General features: G+C 68.1%; 23 protein-coding genes. 7 read left to right on the top strand and 16 right to left on the bottom strand.

Translation table 11 applies throughout. The features are described 5' to 3' along the window. Positions 1-87: 87 nt before the first annotated feature. The 3 genes from CVH10_RS05210 to CVH10_RS05200 form a co-directional block, all read right to left on the bottom strand. Entirely contained in the window at positions 88-723 is a 636-nt protein-coding gene (locus CVH10_RS05210) for a peroxiredoxin (RefSeq protein WP_035595747.1), read from the bottom strand. Between the two features lie 83 nt (positions 724-806). After that, positions 807-1,322, bottom strand: a complete 516-nt coding sequence (locus CVH10_RS05205; protein WP_369335733.1) for a C40 family peptidase — start codon at positions 1,320-1,322, stop codon at positions 807-809. 72 nt (positions 1,323-1,394) lie between these two features. Further along, positions 1,395-1,739: a DUF6482 family protein gene (locus CVH10_RS05200; protein WP_035595751.1), complete on the bottom strand. Its 345-nt coding sequence runs from the start codon at positions 1,737-1,739 to the stop codon at positions 1,395-1,397. A gap of 273 nt (positions 1,740-2,012) precedes the next feature. On the opposite strand from CVH10_RS05200, the gene gloA reads away from it, so the two are divergent. Next, positions 2,013-2,546 (top strand): lactoylglutathione lyase, encoded by a 534-nt coding sequence (gene gloA, locus CVH10_RS05195; RefSeq protein ID WP_035595753.1) that lies wholly within the window; start codon positions 2,013-2,015, stop codon positions 2,544-2,546. A 110-nt stretch (positions 2,547-2,656) separates the two neighbouring features. After that, positions 2,657-3,613 (top strand): ABC transporter substrate-binding protein, encoded by a 957-nt coding sequence (locus CVH10_RS05190; RefSeq protein ID WP_035595755.1) that lies wholly within the window; start codon positions 2,657-2,659, stop codon positions 3,611-3,613. Between the two features lie 74 nt (positions 3,614-3,687). Here CVH10_RS05190 and CVH10_RS05185 read toward each other — a convergent pair whose 3' ends face one another. The 7 genes from CVH10_RS05185 to CVH10_RS25575 form a co-directional block, all read right to left on the bottom strand. Continuing rightward, entirely contained in the window at positions 3,688-4,440 is a 753-nt protein-coding gene (locus tag CVH10_RS05185; RefSeq protein ID WP_106488009.1) for a dioxygenase, read from the bottom strand. Positions 4,441-4,524: 84 nt separating this feature from the next. Then, positions 4,525-4,950, bottom strand: coding sequence for a DoxX family protein (locus CVH10_RS05180; RefSeq protein WP_035595758.1), 426 nt, complete (start codon positions 4,948-4,950; stop codon positions 4,525-4,527). A 131-nt stretch (positions 4,951-5,081) separates the two neighbouring features. After that, complete coding sequence (locus CVH10_RS05175; RefSeq protein WP_106488008.1) at positions 5,082-5,984, bottom strand: LysR family transcriptional regulator; 903 nt, start codon at positions 5,982-5,984, stop codon at positions 5,082-5,084. 110 nt (positions 5,985-6,094) lie between these two features. After that, the gene (locus tag CVH10_RS05170; RefSeq protein WP_035595762.1) at positions 6,095-7,189 is read right to left on the bottom strand and encodes a metal ABC transporter solute-binding protein, Zn/Mn family; all 1,095 of its coding nucleotides are present in this window, start codon (positions 7,187-7,189) and stop codon (positions 6,095-6,097) included. Positions 7,190-7,219: 30 nt separating this feature from the next. Continuing rightward, positions 7,220-8,113, bottom strand: a complete 894-nt coding sequence (locus CVH10_RS05165; RefSeq protein WP_035595764.1) for a metal ABC transporter permease — start codon at positions 8,111-8,113, stop codon at positions 7,220-7,222. Then, the gene (locus CVH10_RS05160) at positions 8,097-8,831 is read right to left on the bottom strand and encodes a metal ABC transporter ATP-binding protein (RefSeq protein ID WP_106488007.1); all 735 of its coding nucleotides are present in this window, start codon (positions 8,829-8,831) and stop codon (positions 8,097-8,099) included. The genes CVH10_RS05165 and CVH10_RS05160 overlap by 17 nt, the downstream gene beginning before the upstream one ends. Next, on the bottom strand, positions 8,831-8,980 hold the full coding sequence (locus CVH10_RS25575) for a hypothetical protein (RefSeq protein WP_172977630.1): 150 nt from the start codon (positions 8,978-8,980) through the stop codon (positions 8,831-8,833). The genes CVH10_RS05160 and CVH10_RS25575 overlap by 1 nt, the downstream gene beginning before the upstream one ends. A 241-nt stretch (positions 8,981-9,221) precedes the next feature. Between CVH10_RS25575 and CVH10_RS05155 the strand changes: the two genes are divergently transcribed. Beyond that, positions 9,222-9,773, top strand: coding sequence for an outer membrane protein (locus CVH10_RS05155; RefSeq protein WP_106488006.1), 552 nt, complete (start codon positions 9,222-9,224; stop codon positions 9,771-9,773). Between the two features lie 88 nt (positions 9,774-9,861). On the opposite strand, the gene CVH10_RS05150 is transcribed toward CVH10_RS05155, so the two are convergent. Continuing rightward, positions 9,862-10,866 (bottom strand): aldo/keto reductase, encoded by a 1,005-nt coding sequence (locus CVH10_RS05150; protein WP_106488005.1) that lies wholly within the window; start codon positions 10,864-10,866, stop codon positions 9,862-9,864. A 402-nt stretch (positions 10,867-11,268) separates the two neighbouring features. Here CVH10_RS05150 and CVH10_RS25255 point away from each other — a divergent pair, with 402 nt between their 5' ends. Next, positions 11,269-11,835, top strand: coding sequence for a hypothetical protein (locus CVH10_RS25255; RefSeq protein WP_146142909.1), 567 nt, complete (start codon positions 11,269-11,271; stop codon positions 11,833-11,835). Between the two features lie 112 nt (positions 11,836-11,947). Here the strand turns inward: CVH10_RS25255 and CVH10_RS05145 are convergent, their stop codons facing one another. Beyond that, the gene (locus CVH10_RS05145) at positions 11,948-12,874 is read right to left on the bottom strand and encodes a glycerophosphodiester phosphodiesterase (RefSeq protein WP_106488004.1); all 927 of its coding nucleotides are present in this window, start codon (positions 12,872-12,874) and stop codon (positions 11,948-11,950) included. Positions 12,875-13,051: 177 nt separating this feature from the next. On the opposite strand from CVH10_RS05145, the gene CVH10_RS05140 reads away from it, so the two are divergent. Then, positions 13,052-13,654, top strand: coding sequence for a DUF4202 domain-containing protein (locus CVH10_RS05140; protein WP_106488003.1), 603 nt, complete (start codon positions 13,052-13,054; stop codon positions 13,652-13,654). Between the two features lie 58 nt (positions 13,655-13,712). Here the strand turns inward: CVH10_RS05140 and CVH10_RS05135 are convergent, their stop codons facing one another. Then, positions 13,713-15,254, bottom strand: a complete 1,542-nt coding sequence (locus CVH10_RS05135) for an alkaline phosphatase (RefSeq protein WP_106488002.1) — start codon at positions 15,252-15,254, stop codon at positions 13,713-13,715. Positions 15,255-15,448: 194 nt separating this feature from the next. Here CVH10_RS05135 and CVH10_RS05130 point away from each other — a divergent pair, with 194 nt between their 5' ends. After that, positions 15,449-15,706, top strand: a complete 258-nt coding sequence (locus tag CVH10_RS05130) for a hypothetical protein (protein ID WP_035595779.1) — start codon at positions 15,449-15,451, stop codon at positions 15,704-15,706. Between the two features lie 20 nt (positions 15,707-15,726). Here CVH10_RS05130 and CVH10_RS05125 read toward each other — a convergent pair whose 3' ends face one another. The 3 genes from CVH10_RS05125 to CVH10_RS05115 form a co-directional block, all read right to left on the bottom strand. After that, positions 15,727-16,779 carry a C45 family peptidase gene (locus CVH10_RS05125; RefSeq protein ID WP_106488001.1) on the bottom strand — a complete coding sequence of 351 codons (1,053 nt, stop codon included), beginning with the start codon at positions 16,777-16,779 and terminating at the stop codon, positions 15,727-15,729. A gap of 110 nt (positions 16,780-16,889) precedes the next feature. Next, complete coding sequence (locus CVH10_RS05120; protein ID WP_035595784.1) at positions 16,890-18,146, bottom strand: dicarboxylate/amino acid:cation symporter; 1,257 nt, start codon at positions 18,144-18,146, stop codon at positions 16,890-16,892. Between the two features lie 107 nt (positions 18,147-18,253). Further along, positions 18,254-19,000, bottom strand: a complete 747-nt coding sequence (locus CVH10_RS05115) for a dienelactone hydrolase family protein (RefSeq protein WP_106488000.1) — start codon at positions 18,998-19,000, stop codon at positions 18,254-18,256. 229 nt (positions 19,001-19,229) lie between these two features. Here CVH10_RS05115 and CVH10_RS05110 point away from each other — a divergent pair, with 229 nt between their 5' ends. After that, complete coding sequence (locus tag CVH10_RS05110; protein WP_035595788.1) at positions 19,230-20,444, top strand: ABC transporter substrate-binding protein; 1,215 nt, start codon at positions 19,230-19,232, stop codon at positions 20,442-20,444. The last annotated feature ends 570 nt before the right edge of the window (positions 20,445-21,014 follow it).

Genomic DNA, 21,014 nt, shown 5'->3' with positions numbered 1-21,014 from the left:
CAACTTAACCGGCGCTTAATATCGCCAAACGCGTACGAAAACGCCGGCCCGAGGGCCGGCGTCATGAGGGCAATGTGCTTGGGAGCGTTACTTGCCGGGCTGCTTGACCAGCCGCAGGTAGGGTTTCTGCTCGTCCCAGCCCTCGGGGAACAGCTTGGCGGCTTCCTCGTTGCTGAGCGCCGGCACGATGATGCAGTCGCCGCCCGGCTGCCAGTTCACCGGGGTGGCCAGCTTGTGCGAGTCGGTCAGCTGGAGGCTGTCGAGCACGCGCAGGATCTCGTCGAAGTGGCGACCGGTGCTGGCCGGATAGGTCAGCATCAGGCGGATCTTCTTGTTCGGGTCGATGATGAAGACGCTGCGCACCGTCAGGGTGTCGTTGGCGTTGGGATGGATCATGTCGTAGAGGTCGCTGACCTTGCGGTCGGCGTCGGCCAGCAGCGGGAAGTTCAGGGCGCAGCCCTGGGTTTCCTGGATGTCGCCGACCCAGGCCCTGTGATCCTCCAGCGGGTCCACCGACAGGCCGATGGCCTTGGTGTTGCGCTTCTCGAACTCCGGCTTGAGCCGCGAGACCTCGCCGAGCTCGGTGGTGCACACCGGGGTGAAGTCCTTGGGATGGGAGAACAGGATCACCCAGCTGTCGCCGGCCCACTCGTGGAAGTGGATCGGACCTTCGGTGCTTTCCTGGGTGAAGTCCGGGGCGATGTCGCCGAGTCGCAGTGCCATGCTGACCTCCTGAATCGTGTTCGAAGTTCGATGCGTCGGGTGGCATCGCGGCGCGATGCCGGGAAATCGGAGAGGGCGAGCCCTCAGGGCGCCGGAGCGGCGGCGCCCAGGAAACGCTCCTGCCAGTAGTCCAGCGCCAGCGAGGTCACGCTGACCCGCCGACCGCGGCCGGGGGCGTGGATCATCTCGTCGTCACCCAGGTAGATGCCGACGTGGCTGGCATCCCCGCCGCCGGCGGTATCGAAGAACAGCAGGTCGCCGGGGCGCGCCTCGTCGATCGGTGGCAGCTGCTCGAACTGGCGGCGCGAGGTGCGTGGCACGGGGATACCCGCCCGCGAATAGACCCGCTGCACCAGGCCCGAACAGTCCAGCCCGCTGGCATCGGTGCCGCCGAAGCGATAGGGCGTGCCCAGCGACTGGCGGGCTTCGGACAGGATCATCGCCCGATCCATCGACAGCCCCTCGGCGTCGCGGGTGGCGAGCTGGGGGCCGGCGCAGCCGGCGAGCGTCAGCAGCGCCAGCATCACCAGCGGCATCAGTCGCTCGAGGCGTATCTCGACGCAGGGCGCCGGGGCGGATGAGGCTGGCGTCGCTGGCATGGGCATCTCTCGGGGCGTCCGTATTCCCTCTCGTCGTTCCCAGCCTAGCCGTCCAGCCCGCGGCTGTGAACATCAGCGGAAGGCGATTCTGGTGCCGTGGGTCAGCATCTCGTCCGGGGTCATGGCATGGCCGGGCACGCCGATCATCTCGTCGCCGCACTGGTCGGCCCAGGTCAACACGCCGTGGCTCAGGCCCAGATCGCCCAGCAGGTCGCGGATCTCGCCGGTGCCGAGGAAGGTGAGGGTCTTGCCCTGCTTGTCGGAGAGGGTGGAGATGCCGTTGGCGTGGTGGAAGCGCACCGTGTAGATGCCGTCCATGGACTCCACCTCGACGATCGGCGAGAAGCCGTGGCCGAGGGCATGGGCGAGCTCCTTGAGGGTGATGTGGTCTCCCAGGCTCTGGTCGATGTTGGCCATCTCGAACTCCTGACGCGTGGTGGGTTGTACAGACAATGTAGAATCGGGAGCCGCCCCTCGCCAGTGGCGATCCTGCATGTCAGGATACGAGAACAGGCGCAGCAGGCGTGGGCGGGGTGTTTGGCGTGGAAATCAGTATTTGTACAATATCTGTATCGGAAAATCTTCGCGGTGGCATGACGCTCGGGGTGGAAAAGTCGGCATCTTGCCTCCATACCTGAGGCATCGCATCGCATCGATTCGACGACGTTCGAGCCCTGACCAGGAGATCCCATGAGCTTCAACGGCGAGCAACATCCCGGCGTGAAGACCGCCACCGGTGACACCGACGGCTTCCGCCTCAACCACACCATGCTGCGGGTCAAGGACCCGGAGGCCGCGCTGGCCTTCTACTCCCGGGTCTTCGGCATGCGCGTGCTGCGCCGCCTCGACTTCGAGGAGATGCAGTTCTCGCTCTATTTCCTCGCCAAGCTCGAGGACGGCGATCAGGTGCCGGAAGACACCGACGAGCGCACCGTCTGGACCTTCTCCCAGAAGGGCCTGCTGGAGCTGACCCACAACTGGGGCACCGAGAACCAGCCCGACTTCGCCTATCACGACGGCAACGCCGAGCCCCAGGGCTTCGGCCACATCTGCTTCACGGTGCCGGACCTGGACGCCGCGGTGGCCTGGTTCGACGCCAACGAGGTCGAATTCATCAAGCGCCCCGACCAGGGCAAGATGAAGGACGTGGTCTTCGTCAAGGACGTGGACGGCTACTGGATCGAGGTGGTCGAGGCCGCGAAGATGGTCGGCAAGGGCGACTGAATCGGGCCCGGGTCGTCGACGAGCGTTGACGGCCTGGCTTGTCGATATAGCCCAGGGGCATTAGGGTCTGCGACGTGTTTCACCACGGCGCATCCCGCCAAGGAGTCCCTATGTCCCTGTCCCGTCGTCCCCTCTCTCTCGTGCTGGCCGGCTCCCTGCTGGCCGTGAGCGGCTTCTCCCAGGCCGCCGAACCGGAACAGGTTCGCTTCTCCGTCCCCGCCTGGCCCGGCGTGACCGTCAAGACCGCGCTGGCGTCCACTCTGCTCGAGACCTTGGGCTACGCGCCCCAGTCGGCCGAGCTCGGCTCCACCATCACCTACGAGGCGCTGGCCCAGAACGAACTGGACGCCTTCCTCGCCGCCTGGCTGCCGGGCCAGCAGAGCATGTACGAGGCCGCCCTCGAGCGTGAGTCGATCGTCGACCTGGGCAACAACGTGGACGGTGCGCGTCTCGGTTTCGCGGTGCCGACCTACGTCTACGAGGCCGGCCTGACCTCGGCCGAACAGCTCGACGATCCGGAGTATGCCGACCAGCTCGACAGCGCGATCTACTCCATCGAGGCCGGTTCCGGCATGAGCGAGATCCTCAACGGGGCGGTGGACAACGACACCTACGGCCTGGGCGACTGGCATCTCTCCGAGACCTCCACGCCGGGCATGCTGAGCGCGGTGAAGAGCGCCATCGATCGCGAGGAATGGATCCTCTTCGCCGCCTGGACGCCGCACTGGATGAACATCGAATACGACGTTCAGTACCTCGACGACCCCGAGAACATGTGGGGCCCGGACGAGGGCGCCAGCGACGTGAAGACCCTGGTGACCCCGGCGTTCGCCGAGTCCAATCCCAACGCTTCCAGGCTCCTCGACCAGCTGACCTTCAGCGCCGACGACCAGAGCGAGATGATCCTCGGCTTCAGCTATCAGGAGCGTGAGCCGGACGCCGTGGCCCTGGAATGGCTGCGCGCCAACCCGGCCAAGGTGCAGGCCTTCCTCGACGGCGTGACCACCCGCGACGGCGAGCCGGCCTGGCCGGCGGTGCAGCAGGCGCTGGAGATTCCTGACGCCTGATGCGCGATGCGCCATCGCACGACGCGACGAGGCCGCCCTTCGGGGCGGCCTCTTGCGTTGAAGGGGCATCGGGGTCAGCCGAAGGCGTAGAGGTCCATCGCCAGTACCCCGTGCTCGACGCTGTGGTGCAGCCGCTCGGCGGGCCCGCCGGCGCCCATGGCCACCAGTAGCGGCTGGAAGTGCTCGGGCGAGGGATGGTTGTCCCGCGCCCGGGGCGCGGCCTGCCAGTCGAGCAGGGCCTCGCGGTCGCCGGCGGTGAGGCGCTGGTGGGTCCAATCGGCGAACTCGCCGACCCAGCCCGGCATCGGCGCGTCCAGCGCCTGGGTCGAGCGCAGGTCGTGGGTCAGGCTGCCGGAGCCGATCACCAGCACGTTCTCCTCACTCTCCGGTTTTCTCAAGAGCGCCTTGAGCCGATCCCCGAGCGCCACCAGCTCGGCGTTGGACCAGTCAGTGGGCAGCGACAGCGAGACCACCGGCACGTCGGCCTCGGGGAACATCAGCGACAGCGGTACCCAGGCGCCGTGATCCAGGCCGCGCTCCACCGGCACGGCGTTGAGCTCGCGGGCCAGGCGCCTCGCCAGCTCGGGCTCGCCCGGGGCCGGGTACTGGCACTCGAACAGCGCGCGCGGAAAGCCGCCGAAGTCGTGGATGGTCTCGGGCCGCTCGCTGACGCTGACCATCAGGCGTCGGCTGGCCCAGTGGGCCGACACGACCACCACGGCGGCAGGTTTCAGGTGGCTGCCCAGCTCGCGCAGGAACTCGTGGGCCGGCGTGCGCGTCAGCGCCAGCATCGGCGAACCGTGGGAGATGAACAGGCTGGGTAACATGAGCACGGCCTCCTGATCGGGAGCGGGAGAAGGGCTCGACGCCGCCCGGCGGGCGGCGTCGTCCCGGTTCGGTCGAAACGCGGCTCAGGCGAAGCGGCGGCTGAGCACCAGGCGCCCTCCGCCGAGGCCGGCCTGCACCAGCAGCGCCACGGCCCAGAACAGCGGGAATTCCCAGCCGCCGCCCTCGTTGGAGAACATCCAGCCGTTGCCGGAATGTACCCAGGTGGCGCCGAGCAGCGTCGGGATCATGGCCAGGGCGACCCAGCGAGTGTAGACGCCCAGCAGCAGGGCGGCGCCGCCGCCGATCTCGGCCAGGATCGTCAGGTAGGCGAACTCGCCGGGCAGGCCCAGCGACTCGAAGTAGCCGACGGTGCCGGGCACGGTGAACACCAGTAGCTTGAGCAGGCCGTGGGCCAGTGCCATGACGCCGAGCGACAGGCGCAGCAGGGTGATGGCCGCCGGCTGGAGGCGGTCGAGGGCGTTCGGCTGGGCGGCGGTGTGGGTCGTCATGGTGTCTCTCCGTCAGCGGGATGTTGTCGTGATGGACGGACACTCTAAACGCGGGCGAGGGCGCGATAATCCGCTGCTAAGACACATTACTGTTGCTTTTTTGGCAACAATGTCGGCGGGAAATCTGGCGATCAGAGACCCAGCTCGTGTTCCCAGCAGGGGGGATCGCTCCAGGCATCGGCGAGCAGGGCCAGGAAGCGGTCGACCTTGGCCGGCAGGTGGCGGCGGGCCGGGTAGAGGCCGTTCACGTCCAGGACCGGCGCGGCCTCCTCGAGCTCGAGCGGCACCAGGCGGCCCTCGCGGATGCTGTCGGTGACCAGGAAGCTCGGCTGCTGCGCGATGCCGAGCCCGGCCTCGGCGGCGTGAGTCAGCACGTCGCCGTTGTTGCTCTCCAGCGGCCCGTTGACCCGGAAGCGGCTGTCGACGAACTGCCATTCCCCGCCCCGGCCGCCGGGTCGGTAGCGCAGGCAGCGGTGCCGTTCCAGGTCCGCCAGACGGCGCGGGGTGCCGTGCTCGGCCAGGTAGCCCGGCGAGGCGCACAGCACCAGCTTGCAGCGGGTGAGGCGGCGGGCGACGTGGGTGGAGTCGGGCAGGTGGCCGATGCGGATCGCCAGATCGTAGCCCTCCTCGAGCAGGTCGACCCGGCGGTCGTTGAGGTCGAGGCGCACCTCCAGGGCGGGATGCTCGACCATGAAGCGGGCCACCAGCGGCGCCAGGTGGCGGGTGCCGAAGCTCATCGGCCCGTTGAGGCGCAGCCGGCCGCGCATCTCGCTGGCGCCGCTGCCGACCTCCGCCTCGGCCTCCTCCAGCGACTGCAGGATGCCCTGGGCGCGCAGCAGGTAGCGCTCGCCGGCCTCGGTGAGGTGCAGCCGGCGGGTGGTGCGCTGGAGCAGGCGCACGCCGAGATGATCCTCGAGCTCCATCACCTGGCGCGAGACGCGGGTGCGCGACAGGTCCAGCGCCTCGGCGGCGCGGGTGTAGCTGCCGAGCTCGGCGACCCGCACGAAGGCGGTCATGGCATCCAGCAGGTTCATGGGGGGCTCTCCCTGGCGTGGCCGACGAGGCTATCTTCGCACGACCGCCCCCGAAACGACGACGGCGCCACCCGAGGGCGGCGCCGTGTGGAGCGAGCCTGGGAAGCGGCTCAGTGGTCGTGGTCGGCGTGCTCGTGGGCCGCGTCTTCGGCGGCCAGGGCGTCGTGCAGCAGCCAGGCATTATGGCGCATCATGCCCAGCCAGGTGCTGGCCTCGCCTTCGGCCGCCAGGGCGCCGGAGTAGAGCGTGCCGGCGATCGGCAGGTCGGCCTCCTCGGACAGCTGATCGATCATTGCCGGGCTGGTCATGTTCTCGTGGAAGAGGGCATGTACCCCGCTGGCGTTGATGACGTCGATCAGCCGCGCCATGTTGGCGGCACTGGGCTCGCTCTCGGTGGTGAGCCCCGCCGGCGACAGGAAGTCGACGCCGTAGGCCCGCGAGAAGTGGCTGAAGGAATCGTGGCCGATGATCACCGTGGTGTGCTCGGGCAGCTCGTCCATCAGGGCGTGGACCTCGGCGTCCAGGGCGTCGATGCGTTGCTGATACTCCGCTGCGCGCTCGCGGTAGTCGGCCTCGTGGGCCGGGTCGACGGCGATCAGGCCGTCGCGGATGTTGTCGACGTAGAGCTCGCCGAGGCCCAGGTCCAGCCAGGTGTGCGGGTCGAGGCCGTCATGGGCATGGCCATGATCGTCGTGGGCGGCCTCCGCAGGCTCGCCATGGCCGTGTGCGTCATGACCATGTTCGTCGCCAGCGTTCTCCTCGTGACCGTCGTCTGCATGGCCGTGCTCGTCGTGAGCGCTCTCCTGGTGACCGTCGTCTGCATGGCCGTGTTCGTCCTCGTCCGCGTGGGCGGCCTCGCCGAGCGCCTGCTCGATGCCGGCGGTGGCCACCACGGTCGGGCCCGCGTAGTCGCTGGCCTCGACCAGACGCGACATCCAGCCCTCGAACTGCAGGCCGTTGAGCACCACCAGGTCGGCCTCGGCCAGGCCCTGGGCGTCGCTGGGGCGCGGGGAGAAGACGTGGGCATCGCTGTCGGCGCCGACCAGCGAGGTGACCTCGACGTGGTCGCCGCCGATCTGCTCGACCATGTCGGCGAGCACGCTGAAGCTGGTGAGCACCTGAACCCGCTCATCGGCCTGGGCGGCGGGCAGGGTCAGCAGGGCGGCGGCGCCGGCGGCGAACGCAGTGGGCTTGGCGAAGGGCATCGGTGAAGCTCCTTGTAGAGGTGTGAGGCGTCAGTGGGACGCGGTCGGCGCATTCAGCGGTGCGGCGCGGCGGCGATAGCGGGCGGCAAGGCTGTGCTGGCGGCCGAACAGTGCCGAGGCCACGTAGGCCACGCCGGCCATCAGGATGATCGCCGGGCCGGACGGCAGGCTCAGGTGGTACGACAGCAGCAGGCCGCCGGCGCTGGCCGCCATGGCCACGCCGATGGCGATGACCATCAGTCCCTCCAGGCGATTGCTCCAGAAGCGCGCGGTGGTGGCCGGCAGCATCATCAGGCCCACCGCCATCAGGGTGCCCAGCGTCTGGAAGCCGGCGGTGAGGTTGAGCACCACCAGTCCCAGGAAGACGCCGTGCACCAGGCCTCCGCGCACGCCCTGGCCGCGCAGGAACAGCGGGTCCAGGCATTCCACCACCAGGGCGCGGAAGATCACCGCCAGCGACACCACGATCAGGCTGGCGATGCCGGCGATCAGCAGCAGCGCGGTGGAGTCCACGGCCAGGATCGAGCCGAACAGCACGTGGGTCAGGTCGACGCTGCTGCCGCCCAGCGACACCATCATCACCCCCGCGGCCAGCGAGATCAGGAAGAAGCTGGCCATCGCCGAGTCCTCGCGGTGGCCGGTCATCTGCGACACGCTGCCGGCCAGCACCGCCACCAGCAGCCCCGAGAGGATGCCGCCGAGGCTCATCATCGGCAGCGAGAAGCCGGCGAACAGGAAACCCAGCGCCACCCCGGGCAGGATGGCGTGGGACATGGCGTCGCCGATCAGGCTCATGCCGCGCAGCATCAGGAACACGCCCAGCGGCGGGGCGGCCAGCGACAGCGCCATGCCCGCCACCAGAGCGCGCTTCATGAAGCCGTAGTCGAAGGGGGCGGCGAGCCAGGCGTCAAGCAGAGCCAGCATGGGAAACCTCGGGAAAATCGAAGGGCAGGCGCGGGGCGCGGGCGGGCTGGCCGGAGTTGTACTCGAGCAGCGCCTCGGGGCTGACCCAGCGGCCGTGGCCGCCGGAGAGCATCAGCACGTCGTCGGCCAGGCGCGAGAGCTGTTCCATGTCGTGCAGCACCACGATCAGGGTGGCGCCCTTGGCGGCCATGTCGCGCAGCACGTCCATCAGCACCTCGACGGTCTCGGCGTCGACGTTGGCGAAGGGCTCGTCGAGCAGCAGCAGCTCGGCCTCCTGCATCAGGGTGCGGCCGATCAGCGCGCGCTGGCGCTGGCCGCCGGAGAGCTCGCCGAGCTGGCGGTGGGCCAGGTGCGAGATGCCCAGGCGCGCCATGATCTCGCGGCCGCGGCGATAGTGCGGGCCGCAGTAGCCCTTGAAGGCGCCGTGGCTGGGCCAGGTGCCGCTCATGATCAGTTCTTCCACGCTCATCGGGAAGGACAGGTCGAGAGCCAGCTGCTGGGGCAGCCAGGCGCGGCGTTCCTTGGGCACCTGGCTCTCGACGCGACCGGCCACCGGCGTCAGCATGCCCATGATGGCGGCGATCAGGGTGCTCTTGCCGGCGCCGTTGGCGCCGATCAGCGCGGTCACCGCGCCGTCCTGGAAGCGGCCGTCGAGGTGCTCGAGCACCGTCTGGCCGCCGCGGGCGAGCTGAAGGTCGTGCAGTTGCAGGCGTGCCATCAGGCGAAGCCTCCCGTGGCCCAGGCCACCGCCAGCCACAGGATCGCCAGCGGGGCGGCGACCAGCAGCAGCCGGCGCGGGGCGGACAGCGACATCAGAGAGAAATGGCAGGGCCCTTCGGGGCGATGGCGATGGGATCGATGCGCCATGGTGATACATCTCCGCGAAAGTGGCATGCGTTATAACATAACAATACAGGGGCTCGCCAGCGCCGTCTCCCGCGACTGGCGCGGCATCGACGCATGTACGGCGCCAGGCCCCTGATCCTAGCACCGCGACGAGGCGCCGGGCCGGCCACGGGCGGCGGGCACCGCACCACCAGCGACCTGACCCGCCGGCGGCCGGCGCGCTACACTGCGCGCTCACTCCCTGTGCTCGGAAGGAATCGTCATGACCCTCAAGACGCCCCTGCGCTCCCTGCTTGCCGCCACCCTGGCCACCGGCCTGGCCGTGACCGCCGCACCCGCCTTCGCCACCGGCGCCACCGGCCTCTACCTGGGCGGCGGCCTGGGCCAGATGCACGGTGATAACGACTTCGACGACGAAGCCGGCATGTATAAGCTGACCGCCGGCTACAACGTCGGCTGGCTGCCGTTCCTCGACCTGGGCGCCGAGCTCGGCTACGTCAACGGCGACAGCCTGAACGGCGACGTCGACGGCCGTTCCGGCACGCTGGAGGTGGAGGCCTTCGAGGCCATGGGCGTGGCCGGGCTGAGCTTCGGCCCGCTGGGCGTCTACGCCAAGGCCGGCATGGCCGACTGGGACGCCGAGCGTCGCGGCCGCGGCCTGACCCGCGACGACTCCGGCACCGACCCGGTCTACGGCCTGGGTGCGCGCGTCGAGCTGCTCGACCTCACCGGCCGCGTGGAGGTGGAACGCCTCGACACCGACGAGATCGGCGATATCGACATGGTCACCGCCGGCGTCGTCTATACCTTCTGACCGCGCCGCCGTGGCCGAATGACGCGGGGCACGCCGATGGCGTGCCCCGCGTCTTTGTTTCCGCTTTTTTTACCCGGGCTGGGCTCAGTCAGGCGTCGAATTCCTCGGTGTCGACGTCCGCCTGCGCGGCCGTGCCGTAGCGGCCGCCCTTCACTTGATCGGGCGTCAGCAGGGTATCCAGCCGGGCGACGGTCGCGGCGTCCAGGCGCAGCGATGCCGCCGCCAGGTTCTCGCGCATGTGCGCGACGGAGCGCGATCCGGGAATGGGGAGGATGTCGTCGCCCTTGGCCAGCAGCCAGGCCAGGGCCAGCTGGCCGGATGTCGCGTCTTGCTCTCGCGCCACGGCCTTGAGGTCGTCCAGCAGGCGCAGGTTGTGCGGGAAATGCTCGGCGCTGAAGCGCGGCATGCTGCGGCGCATGTCGCTCTCCTCCAGGCGCGCCGGGTCTTCCACCGCGCCGGACAGGAAGCCCCGGCCCAGCGGGCTGAACGCCACCATCGCCGTGTTCGACTCGCGGCACGCCGCGATCAGCCCGATCTCCGGATTGCGCGTCCACAGCGAGTACTCCGACTGCACCGCGGCGATGGGGTGCTCGGCCCGGGCACGGCGCAGGGTCGCGGCGGAGACCTCGGACAGGCCCACGCCGCCGATCTTGCCTTCCTCCACCAGGCGCCCCAGCTCGCCCACGCACTCCTCGATCGGCACGCGCTTGTCCCAGCGATGCAGGTAGTAGAGGTCCAGATGATCGGTGCCCAGCCGCGCGAGGCTCGCCTCGCACTGCCGGCGCAGCGTCGCCGGGCGGCCGTCGATCACCTTCTTGCCCAGCTCGGGGTCGATGGCCATGCCGCACTTGCTGGCCAGCAGGATCTCGTCGCGCCGGCTCGCCAGCGCCTTGCCCACCAGCGACTCGTTGGCCGTGGCCCCGTAGAGAGTCGCGGTATCGACATGGCGATAGCCCATGTCGACGGCCGCCTGCAGGGCGCGTACCGCCTCGGGCTCCGGCATCGGGCTGCCGTACCCGTGGGAGAGGTTCATGGCGCCCAGGCCGATGCGGGGCGAAGCGACTTCCTTGAGGCGAGCGAACACGGTCGACATGGTGACTCCTCGTGGGGGATGGGGCTAAGAGAGAGGGCAAAGCGGAAGAGGGCATCATGCCGGCTCAGGCCCGGTTGATCCAACCGGCACGTCGACGTCGGGCTGCATCAAGCACCCCTGAAACGTTGGCATCAAGAGGCGGGTGACGGTGGCGGATTTTGATTAAGTCTGCTTTGCTGGTTGCGTCGTTCCTTATGGGCTCGCCGGTATCCCGACAGGGAACGGTATCCTTGTTATGAAGCCGGCACGGTGGCGGGTGTTATGACGCCTAATGCTGGTTAATTCCATTATTTTTCAATGGCTTGAGAGAAAGGTGCTGGCGGTATAACCCGAATGAACGTGACGGCACGTTCAAGTGAAAAAACGAGCTGGCCACCTAATACCTGTTATGGATAAGTGAGCATGGACTGGAAGACGTTTTTCGCACAGATAATCGATTCCCTTGCTTGGCCAGCGGTGGTTGTCTTTGTCGTCTTTTTGTTGCGAGACAAAATTACGGACCTTCTCCCTCGTTTAAAGAAGTTTAGGCACAAAGAAACCGAGATTGAGTTTACCGAGGGTGTCACTGAGCTGGTGCAAGAACGGCAAGCTCAAGGGGTTCAAAACAATGAAGTCGAACAGACAGACGAGTATCAAGATCAATTCAGCTTCTTGTTGCGATTAGCAGAGATATCGCCAAGATCCGCTGTTCTTGAGGCTTTTCGTATAGTTGAAGCGGCCGCCGCAAAAAAGGCGGCACGAATATACCCGGACCTTGAGAGCCGGTATGCCAAGAGTCCTCTTCATTTGCAGAAGCTACTCAAAGGTGAGGTCCTAACCAAAAACGAATTCCACCAGTTTGATCAGCTTCGAAGGCTCAGGAATGAAGCCGCACACACAGAGGAATTCGGTGTGAAAGGGATGCCAGTTGAGGCTTACATCGATATCGCTTTATCCATGGCTTCCCGACTGGAAGCTGAAAATCCATAACCAGTGCAGGCAAGGGACGCTCCTGACGTCGCGCCCCTGCTGCAAGCGTTATACCGGAGAAAGCCCTCAGCTCTGGCCCTCTCCGGCTTTTCCTTTCGAGCCTATCCAGCTTTTACTCCACCAGCCCGCTCAACCGATCCGGGAAGTTGGTGAACATCCCGTCCACGCCCCAGTCGAGCAGGCGCTGCATCTGATCCACGTCGTTGATGGTGTAGGGATGCACCAGCAGGCCGTTGTCGTGGGCCTGCTCCACGAAGCCGGCGTCGATCACGTCCTCGCCGTCGTAGACGACGTTGGGGCCGATGCCCACGGCGTAGTCGGCGATGGCCTGGAAGTCGGCGTCGGTGATCTCGGCGGGCGGCGGGGTCACGCCGGTCCATTCGGTCAGGCCGCTGCCGTTCTCGGCGGGGGAGTACCACACCAGCTGCACCAGCGGGATGTCGGCGTTGAGCGCGTGGACCTGCTCGAGGCTGTCCTGGCTGAACGACTGGATCACCACCGAGCCGGAGGCCACCAGCCCCTCGGCCTCGAGGGTCTCGACCAGCGCACGCTGCAGTTCCGGGTAGCGCTCCGGCGACTTGGTCTCGATGTAGTAGCGAACGTCGCTGCCGTAGCGGTCGATCACCTCGTCGAGGGTCAGCAGCTCGGCGCCGGCGTAGGCTTCCTCGGCGCGGTCGGTGTGGCTCTCGTTGAACCAGCTGCCGGCGTCCAGCGTCTTGAGCTCGGCCAGGGTGTGGTCCTTCACCTTGCCGCTGCCGTCGGTGGTGCGGTCCAGGGTGTCGTCGTGGATCACCATCAGCTCGCCGTCGGCGCTCATGTGCAGGTCCAGCTCGAGGTAGTCGGCGCCCATCCGGCGGGCCTGCTGGTAGGCCGGCCAGGTGTGCTCCGGCGCGTGGCCGCTGGCCCCGCGGTGGGCGATGATCTGGAAATCCTGCAGGTCGTCGAGCTGCTGCTGGAGGGCGTCGGCCTGGGCCGCGAGCGGGGCGGCGAGCCCGAGGGCCAGGGCGGTGGCGAGGGGAAGGCGGATGGCGATCTTCATGGGAATCCTTTTATTGAATGATCGTACAATAACGTAGCGCGCCAGGGCCGAGTGAGCAAACGGCCGTTCGACGTGCGGGCTGTCAACGCTGCCTCGACATGCTTCCATGGGAAGATGACCGCTTCGCGGCCGTGCCATCACGCTTTCATCACCCTGCCATCAGCACGAGGAGACACCATGAGCGATTCGTCCCCCTGTTCGTCCCCCTATGAGCGGACCCAGGCCGCGCTGGATGCCCTGCACGCACAGGACCCGCGCCGGGTGGAGGTGGCGGGAGAAACGCTGCCGCTGGAGCTGTGGCACGCCGGGCGCATGAGCGACTGGCTGAACGTGCTCGACGAGGCGCCGGACGAGCTGGTGCGCCTGGCGGTGCACAACCAGCACCTGCAGCGCTGGCAGGTGCCGCGCAGCGACTACCCCGAGGGCCGGGTGGGCTACCTGACCTGGCGCCGCGACCAGGGCAAGCGCGCCGGCGAGACGACCGCCCGGGCGATGCGCGAGGCCGGCTACGCGGAGGAGGACGCCGAGCGGGTGGCGGCGATGATCCGCAAGCAGGGCCTGGGGCGCGACGCGGGCACCCAGGCGGTGGAGGACTGCGCCTGCCTGGTGTTCCTGGAGAACTACTTCGCCGATTTCTCGAAGCAGGTCGATCACGACCACCTGATCCGCATCGTGCAGAAGACCTGGAAGAAGATGTCGCCCCGCGCCCATGAGCTGGCCCTGGGGCTGCCGATGAGCGACGAGGCGCGTCGGCTGGTGGAGGAAGCGCTGGCGGGCTGAGCGCCGGGCCGTCGACACGGGCGCGCCGCCGCCGGATTGCCCGGCGGCGGCGCAGGGCTCAGGCCCGTTGGGGCTCCAGCACCTGGCGATGCAGCGACTGGCCGGCCGCGTCCTTCAGGGTCACGGTCAGGGTCTCGCTCTCGCCGTCCAGGTCGACCTGACCGAAGAACTGGTAGCCGTCGGAGGGCGGCAGGTTGGCCTGGCCTTCCGGCGGCGCCTTCTGGAACACCACCTCGGGGCCGAAGGTGGCGTCGAGCTCGCCGGGGCCGAAGGTGCCGGCGTGCAGCGGGCCGCTGACGAACTCCCAGAACGGGGCGAAGTCCTGGAAGCTCGCGCGCTCGGGCGAGTAGTGGTGCGCCGCCGTGTAGTGCACATCGGCGGTCAGCCACACCACGTTGTGGATATCTTCATCGCGGATCGCCTTGAGCAGCTGGGCGATCTCCTGCTCGCGGCCCAGCGGCTGGCCCGGATCGTCGTTGGCCACGGCCTCGAAGTGCTCGCCGTCGCGCACCACCAGCCCGATGGGCATGTCGGAGGCGACGATCTTCCAGGTGGCGGTGGAATCACGCAGCGAATTCAGCAGCCAGCGCAGCTGTTCCGCGCCGAGCAGGTCGGCGCCGCGCTCCTGACGGTTGCGGTCGTTGGCGCCGCGGAAGGTGCGCATGTCGAGCATGAACACCTCCAGGCCCGGGCCGTAGACGAAGCGGCGGTGGATGCGCCCGGGCGCCTCGGGGCGCTGACGCAGCGGCATGTGCTCGAGGAAGGCCTGGCGGCCGCGGGCGGCCAGCAGCGAGGCGTTCTTCTCGGTGTAGCGGTCGTCTTCCAGCAGCTCGCCGGGATACCAGTTGTTGGTGGTCTCGTGGTCGTCCCACTGGGCCAGCATCGGCACCTCGGCGTTGAAGCGCCGCACGTTGGCGTCCAGCAGGTTGTAGGCGTGCTGGCCGCGGAATTCCTGCAGGGTCTCGGCCACCTTGAGCTTCTCCGGCGTCACCCGGTTGCGCCACAGGCTGCCGTCGGCGAGCTCGACGCTCTCCTTGAGCGGGCCGTCGGCGTAGACGGTGTCGCCGGAGTGGATGAAGAAGTCGGGGCGCTGGTCGAGCATGGTGGCGTAGGTGGTCATGCCGCCGCGCGACTCGTCGATGCCCCAGCCCTGTCCCGCGGTGTCGCCGGACCACACGAAGCGCACGTCGCGTGGCGTCTGCGGCGGCAGGCGCAGCCGGCCGGTGACCGGTTCGCTGATCGCACGGTGGTCGCCCAGGGCGGCGAAGCGCACCCGGTAGTGCACCTCGTCCATGCCGCCGAGCCCGGTGGCATCCAGCTTCGCGGTGAGGCCGCCGGTCGGCAGCGCCTCGGGGCCGTGCAGCTGGCGGGCGGCACGGAACTCGGGGTTGTCGGCGATCTCGAGCAGCATCCGGGCCGGGCGGTCGGCCCGCGACCACAGCATGGCGCGGTCGGCGAGCATGTCGCCGCTCATCACGCCGCCGTCGACGACCGGGCGCCGGCCTTCGGCCAGCACGATGCCGGGGGCGACCAGGCCGGTGCCCAGCGTGGCGCCGCCGGCCAGGCCGAGCTTGAGTACGCCGCGTCGCGTCATGCGCATGATCCGTCTCTCCTCAGGGGGTGAATCCCCGAGGATGGCGGCGGTCGATGACGCTGGCTTGGCAGCCGTGTGACGTCGCGGTGACCTTGACCTGCGTCATGCCATCGTTGCCCTTGCTTGACAGATCGGCCCCTCCCTCCCCATATTTGCACTTGATAATCGTTATCATTAACTGGCCCTATCGGGAGGGTGACATGGCCTATCACATCCGGACGGCGTCTCGCGGCACCAACCCCAGCCTGCAGATCTGCGATGTCAGCGCCTGCTCCGTGCGCATGGCCTGGCAGCCGTGCGTGGCGTCGGGCGAAGAAGAGGATGAGGCCGAGCTGGAGGCGCTGCGCCGCGATGAGGCCATCGCCGAACACCTGCGCCGCTTCCTGCGCACCACCGAGCGCTATCTCAAGGGCGAGCTGGATGGCATGCCTCGCCTGGGCGCCTGGCGCCGAAGCTGAGCGAGCAGCCGAGCCGGCGCTCAGGCGTCGCCGAGCGTCACCGTCAGCGTGTCCTCGCCCTCGCAGGGCTTGCCGTGGCGCAGCACCAGGCGCCGCTGGCGCAGGTTCATGACCACCGCGAACAGCGTCTCCATGCGTTCCTCGGCCGGCTGGTCGGGGTTGAAGTGGCGGCAGATCGAGAGCGGGGCGTTGTCGTGGTCGGCGAGCATCGCGAACAGCGCCTCGGCGTCGACCGCCGCCCCCAGCGGCAGCCGTTCGCGCAGTAGCTGGTCGATGCGCGTGAGCCGGGTGCCGGAGTCCGGCCGCGGGAAGTCCTCCACCTGGCAGGTGGCGGTCTCGGCGTAGAGGTGGTTGGTGTGGGTGACCGCGCCGCCGCGGGGCTCCAGCACGCCGGGCAGGCCGGGATGCACCTCGAAGCCGGCGGAGCGGCCGTCGCCGCTGGCGATCAGGAAGTGGGCCGGCGAGCAGACCCGGTCGTGGGTGACCACCCGGGTCGCCGCGTCGAACGACTCGGCCTCGAGGATCTTGCGCAGCGCCACGTGGATCGGCAGTCCCTCGCCCAGGGTCCGCGAGCGAATGGCGTTGAGGCACACGCCCACCCCGTGCTCGTTCAGGCCGATCTTGGCCACCATCCCCGCCTCGCCGACGCTGACCAGCGCCGGGGCGCCCGTCGGGCGCAGCTCCATCGCCACCACGTTGTGCAGCTGGTCGCTGCGCCAGTCCCAGTTCTGGGCCAGCCACTGGGTGCCGTCGCGGTTGATCGAGAGCGCGGTGCAGCCGCCGCTGGCCTGGGTCAGCGAGATCTCGCTGCGGCAGTTGAGGGTGAGGATGTCCTCGAGGTCCAGCCCGGCGCCGCGGGCGATGCCGGCCATCTCGTCGAGCATCTCGGGGAAGCCGCGTTCGATCATCGGCACGAAGCGCTCGGCGACGCGGCGGGCCTCGGCCCAGCGCAGGCCGACGAAGTCGTGGAACAGCCGGTCGTAGACCTCGAGGCTCGAGGTGATGAGGGTGGCGTGGGTGCGGCCGTGGGCCTCGCCGATCTCGGCGCGGGAACCGGAAAAGACGCTGAGCATGCTGGCCTCCAGAGCAAGAGAGGGGATGCGCTCAGCCTAGCAGGGACGCGAGGGGCGCCGGGCGGAAGCCTCGCCCGGCGCGCCGTGTCCTGCCGAATGGCGGGAAGTGTTCAGCTCTTGCGCGGGGCGTTGTAGACGCTTTCGTCCAGCTCGCCTTCGCTCTTGCCGACCAGGGTGGTGACCATCAGGTCGCCGGCCACGTTGACGCTGGTGCGCGCCATGTCGAGCAGGCGGTCGATGCCGGCGATCACCGCGATGGCTTCCAGCGGCAGGCCGATCTGGGCCATGACGATGGACAGCATCACCAGGCCGGCGCCGGGCACGCCGGCGGTGCCGATCGAGGCCAGGGTGCCGGTGACGATGATCATGCCGTAGTCGGCCAGGCTCAGGTCGAAACCGATCAGCTGGGCGATGAACACCGCGACCACGCCCTGATAGATGGCGGTGCCGTCCATGTTGATGGTGGCGCCCACCGGCAGCACGAAGCCGGACACGCCCTCGGAGACGCCGAGGTTGTTGCGCGCGCAGCGCAGCGACACCGGCAGGGTGCCGGACGACGAGGCCGAGGAGTAGGCCACCACCAGGGCGTCGAGGATGCCCTGCAGGTAGCGCAGCGGGTTCAGCCTGCCGATCAGCGCCAGGAGCCCGGAGTAGACCAGCAGCACGTGCAGGGCGCTGGCCAGGTAGGCCACGCCGATCACCTTGGCCAGCGGCAGCAGCACCTCGAGGCCGTAGCTGCCGGCCACATGGGCGATCAGGCCGAATACGCCGATCGGCGCGAAGGCCATGACGATGTTGGTCAGCTTGACCATGGCCTCGGCGAAGCCTTCGAACACGCGCACCACCGGCTCGCCCTTGTCGCCGATCAGGGTCAGCGAGATGCCGAGCCCGATGGCGAAGACGATGATCTGCAGGATGTTGCCGCTGGCCAGGGCATCGATCGGGTTCTGCGGTACCAGGCCGACCAGGATCTCGCGCAGGCTGGGCGCCTCCTTGGCCTCGACGCCGCCGTCGAAGCTCATCTCCAGGCCGGTGCCGGGCTGGAACAGCCACGAGGCGAACAGGCCGATGGCGATGGCGAAGGCCGTGGTCAGCAGGTAGAGAGCGATGGTGCGCGCGCCGATGCGGCCCATCTTCTGCGGGTCGCGCATGGCGGTGATGCCGACCACCAGGGTCGAGAACACCAGCGGCACGATCAGCATCTTGATGGCGTTGATGAAGATATCGCCGAGCGGCTTGAAGAGGCTGGCATCGTCGCCGAGCAGGGCGCCGGTCAGGACGCCGAGCGCCAGGCCGGCGAGGATCTTCTGCCACAGCGGGATACGCCGCCAGAGGCCGCCGCCGGTGGTCGTCGTGGAATCGGTCAAGGGAATGGCTCCTTTCTGTTTTATCGGCTTTTAGTAGCGGGAAATCATGCCGGAGCGCGATTCTACAGAAAGGAGTATTTAAAAACTTACGTAAGTGCGGCAGTGATTCACTGCTGTGGCAGCACCTCGTCCAGCAGTGCCATGAAGGCCGACCATGAGCGCTCGTCGGCGCGCTGCCGATAGCGGTCGGTGTCGAGGACGGTGAAGGCGTGGGGCGCGCCCGAGTAGATGCCGATCTCGTAGTCGACGCCCGCGCCTTCCAGCTGACGGGCCAGCGATGTCACGTCTTCCAGCGGGATGGCCTCGTCGGCGCCGCCGTGGGCGATCAGGATCGGCGGGGTGTCCGGCCCATAGCCCTGGCCCTCGGGGGTCGCCAGGCCGCCGTGGAAGGTGGCGTAGCCGTGCACGTCCTCGGCCGCGCCGCTGCGCGCGAGCTCCAGCGCCACGGCGCCGCCGAAGCAGTAGCCCATCACCACGGTCGGCGTTGCCGCGCCCTGGGCGCGGGCCTCGGCCAGCCCGGCCAGGGTCAGCTCGCGCATGCGCTCGCGGTCCTGGTAGAGCTTCGCCGTCTCGGCCTTCTTGGCGTCGGTTTCCACCGGGCGGTTGCCCTGGCCGTAGAGGTCGAGGGCGAAGGCGTCATAGCCCTGTTCGGCAAGCATCTCGGCGCGCCGGCGCTCGTAGTCGGTCAGGCCGTCCCAGTCATGGACGATCAACACCGTGCCGCGGGGGGATTCGTCGGCCGGGGCGAAGTAGCCGGTGAAGGCTTCGTCGTTCACGCGATAGTCGATTTCCCGGCCGTCGGCCTGGGCGGTGCTGGCCAGCGCGGCCAGGGTCAGAAACGTCAGCGGTCGCATCGTGGGGCTCGGCGATGGAGGAATGGAACCTCAGTATAGGCGGCCAGCGTTGAAGCGCTCGTTCGATCGCTGATACGCGGGAAGGGAGGCTTGCCAATCAAGATGTTGCAGGCGGCTTGGCGGTTTCCAGCGTTGGCAGCCACGGGTTGTGTTTTAGGCGGAGGCCTTCCAGATTGAGGGGGTGTGATTCGCGCAGCGGATGATTCGAGCAACCAGAGCGAGACCAACAATCATGAAGAAACGCGTTCTAGCATCGGCGGTGGCCGCGACGACCCTGGCCCTCTCCGGCATGGCCCAGGCCGAGGTCAAGATCGGCTTCCTCGGCGGCTTCACCGGCGGCATCGAGAGCCTGACGCCGCCGATCTTCGACGGCGCCAACCTGGCGGTACAGCAGATCAACGAGCAGGGTGGGCTGCTGGATGGCGAGGACATCGTCATGCCGACCGGCGATACCACCTGCTCCGACGCCTCGGCGGCCTCCAACGCGGCCGACCGCATGGTCAACACCGAGCAGGTCACCGCCATCGTCGGCGCCCTGTGCACCGGCGCCACCGTGGCCGCGGCCAACAATGCCGCCATCCCGGGCGGCGTGACCATGGTTTCCCCGGCGTCCACCGCGCCGGCGGTCACCGAACTGGATGACAACGACCTGGTCTTCCGCACCGTGCCCTCCGACGCCTTCCAGGGCGAGATGCTGGCCAAGCTGCTGCTCGACAAGGGCATCCAGGAAGTCGCGGTCACCTACGTCAACAATGACTACGGCCGCGGCCTGGCCGATGCCTTCGTGGCCGCCTACGAGAACGGCGGCGGCATGGTGCTGGAGAACCTCGCCCACGAGGATAACCGCGCCGACTACCGCTCCGAGCTCGGCTCGCTGGCCGCCACCGGCGCCCAGACACTGGTGGTGCTGGCCTACGCCGATACCTCCGGCCAGACCGTGGTCCGCCAGGCCTACGAGAGCGGCATGTTCACCCAGTACGTGGGCGGTGACGGCATGGTCGGCGACAGCCTGGTCGAGGCCATCGGCGCCGACGTGCTCAACGGCATGATCGCCACTCGTCCGGGCAGCCCGGAGCTGCCGGGCACGGCCATGTTCAACCAGCAGGCCAACGCGGCCGGCATCGATCCCAGTGCGGTGTTTGCCGCCCAGGCCTACGACGCCGCCTTCCTGCTGGGTCTGGCCATCGAGGAAAATGGCAGTGCCGACCGCGAGGGTCTGAACGAGGCGCTGCGCAGCGTCGCCAGCGCTCCGGGCGAGGTGATCCTGCCCGGTGAATGGGAGAAGGCCAAGGAGTTGATCGCTGCCGGCACCGAGATCAACTATGAAGGCGCCTCCGGCACCCACGAGTTCGATGCCAACGGCGACGTGCCGGGCGTCGTGCAGGAGATGCTGGTCGAGGACGGCACCTTCACCATCCAGGGCTACGTCGACGCCGAGGAATAAGCGCGACCGTACCGTTCCCACGAACGCCCCGCCCTCGTCGTCAGAGGGCGGGGCGTTTTTGGCTGCGGCCGCTTCGCCACGACACGGGGCGAGGGGGCGACCCGTTCGGGAGGTCGGATCAGAAAGTCCTTGCACTATCCCGGTGATAGCCCGTAAAGTACGCATCCGCTGCCGGCGACGGGCAACGTTGCAGGCGGTGATGAGTGGCAGAAGCGCTTGTTTTTCTTGAGGTTTTTCGGCGATTGTCGAAATCGCTCGATTGACAGGGTCAGCGGAATCGGTAAAATGCCCGCCACTCGCTACGGTAGCCCGCTGAGGGCTCGATCGGATGTCGCTTCACTCGCTGAAGACGACCGCTCGGTCATCCGCTTCGCTCTTCCGAGAACTCGAAGATCACCGGTTGACACGACGCGCCGATCACGTAGAATATGCCTTCCTTGCGAGGCGCTGGTCAAGCGGCCGGTAACGCAAGATGCTCCCCTCTTTATAGAGCCCGGAGCTGCTCTTTAACAATCGATCAGATAATTCATGTGGGCGCTTGTCGGGATGTCGGTGACCAGTCACTAGATA

The organism is Halomonas sp. ND22Bw (assembly GCF_003011945.1).
Lineage (GTDB): Bacteria > Pseudomonadota > Gammaproteobacteria > Pseudomonadales > Halomonadaceae > Halomonas > Halomonas halophila.
This window is presented reverse-complemented; position numbering and strand designations above follow the sequence as displayed.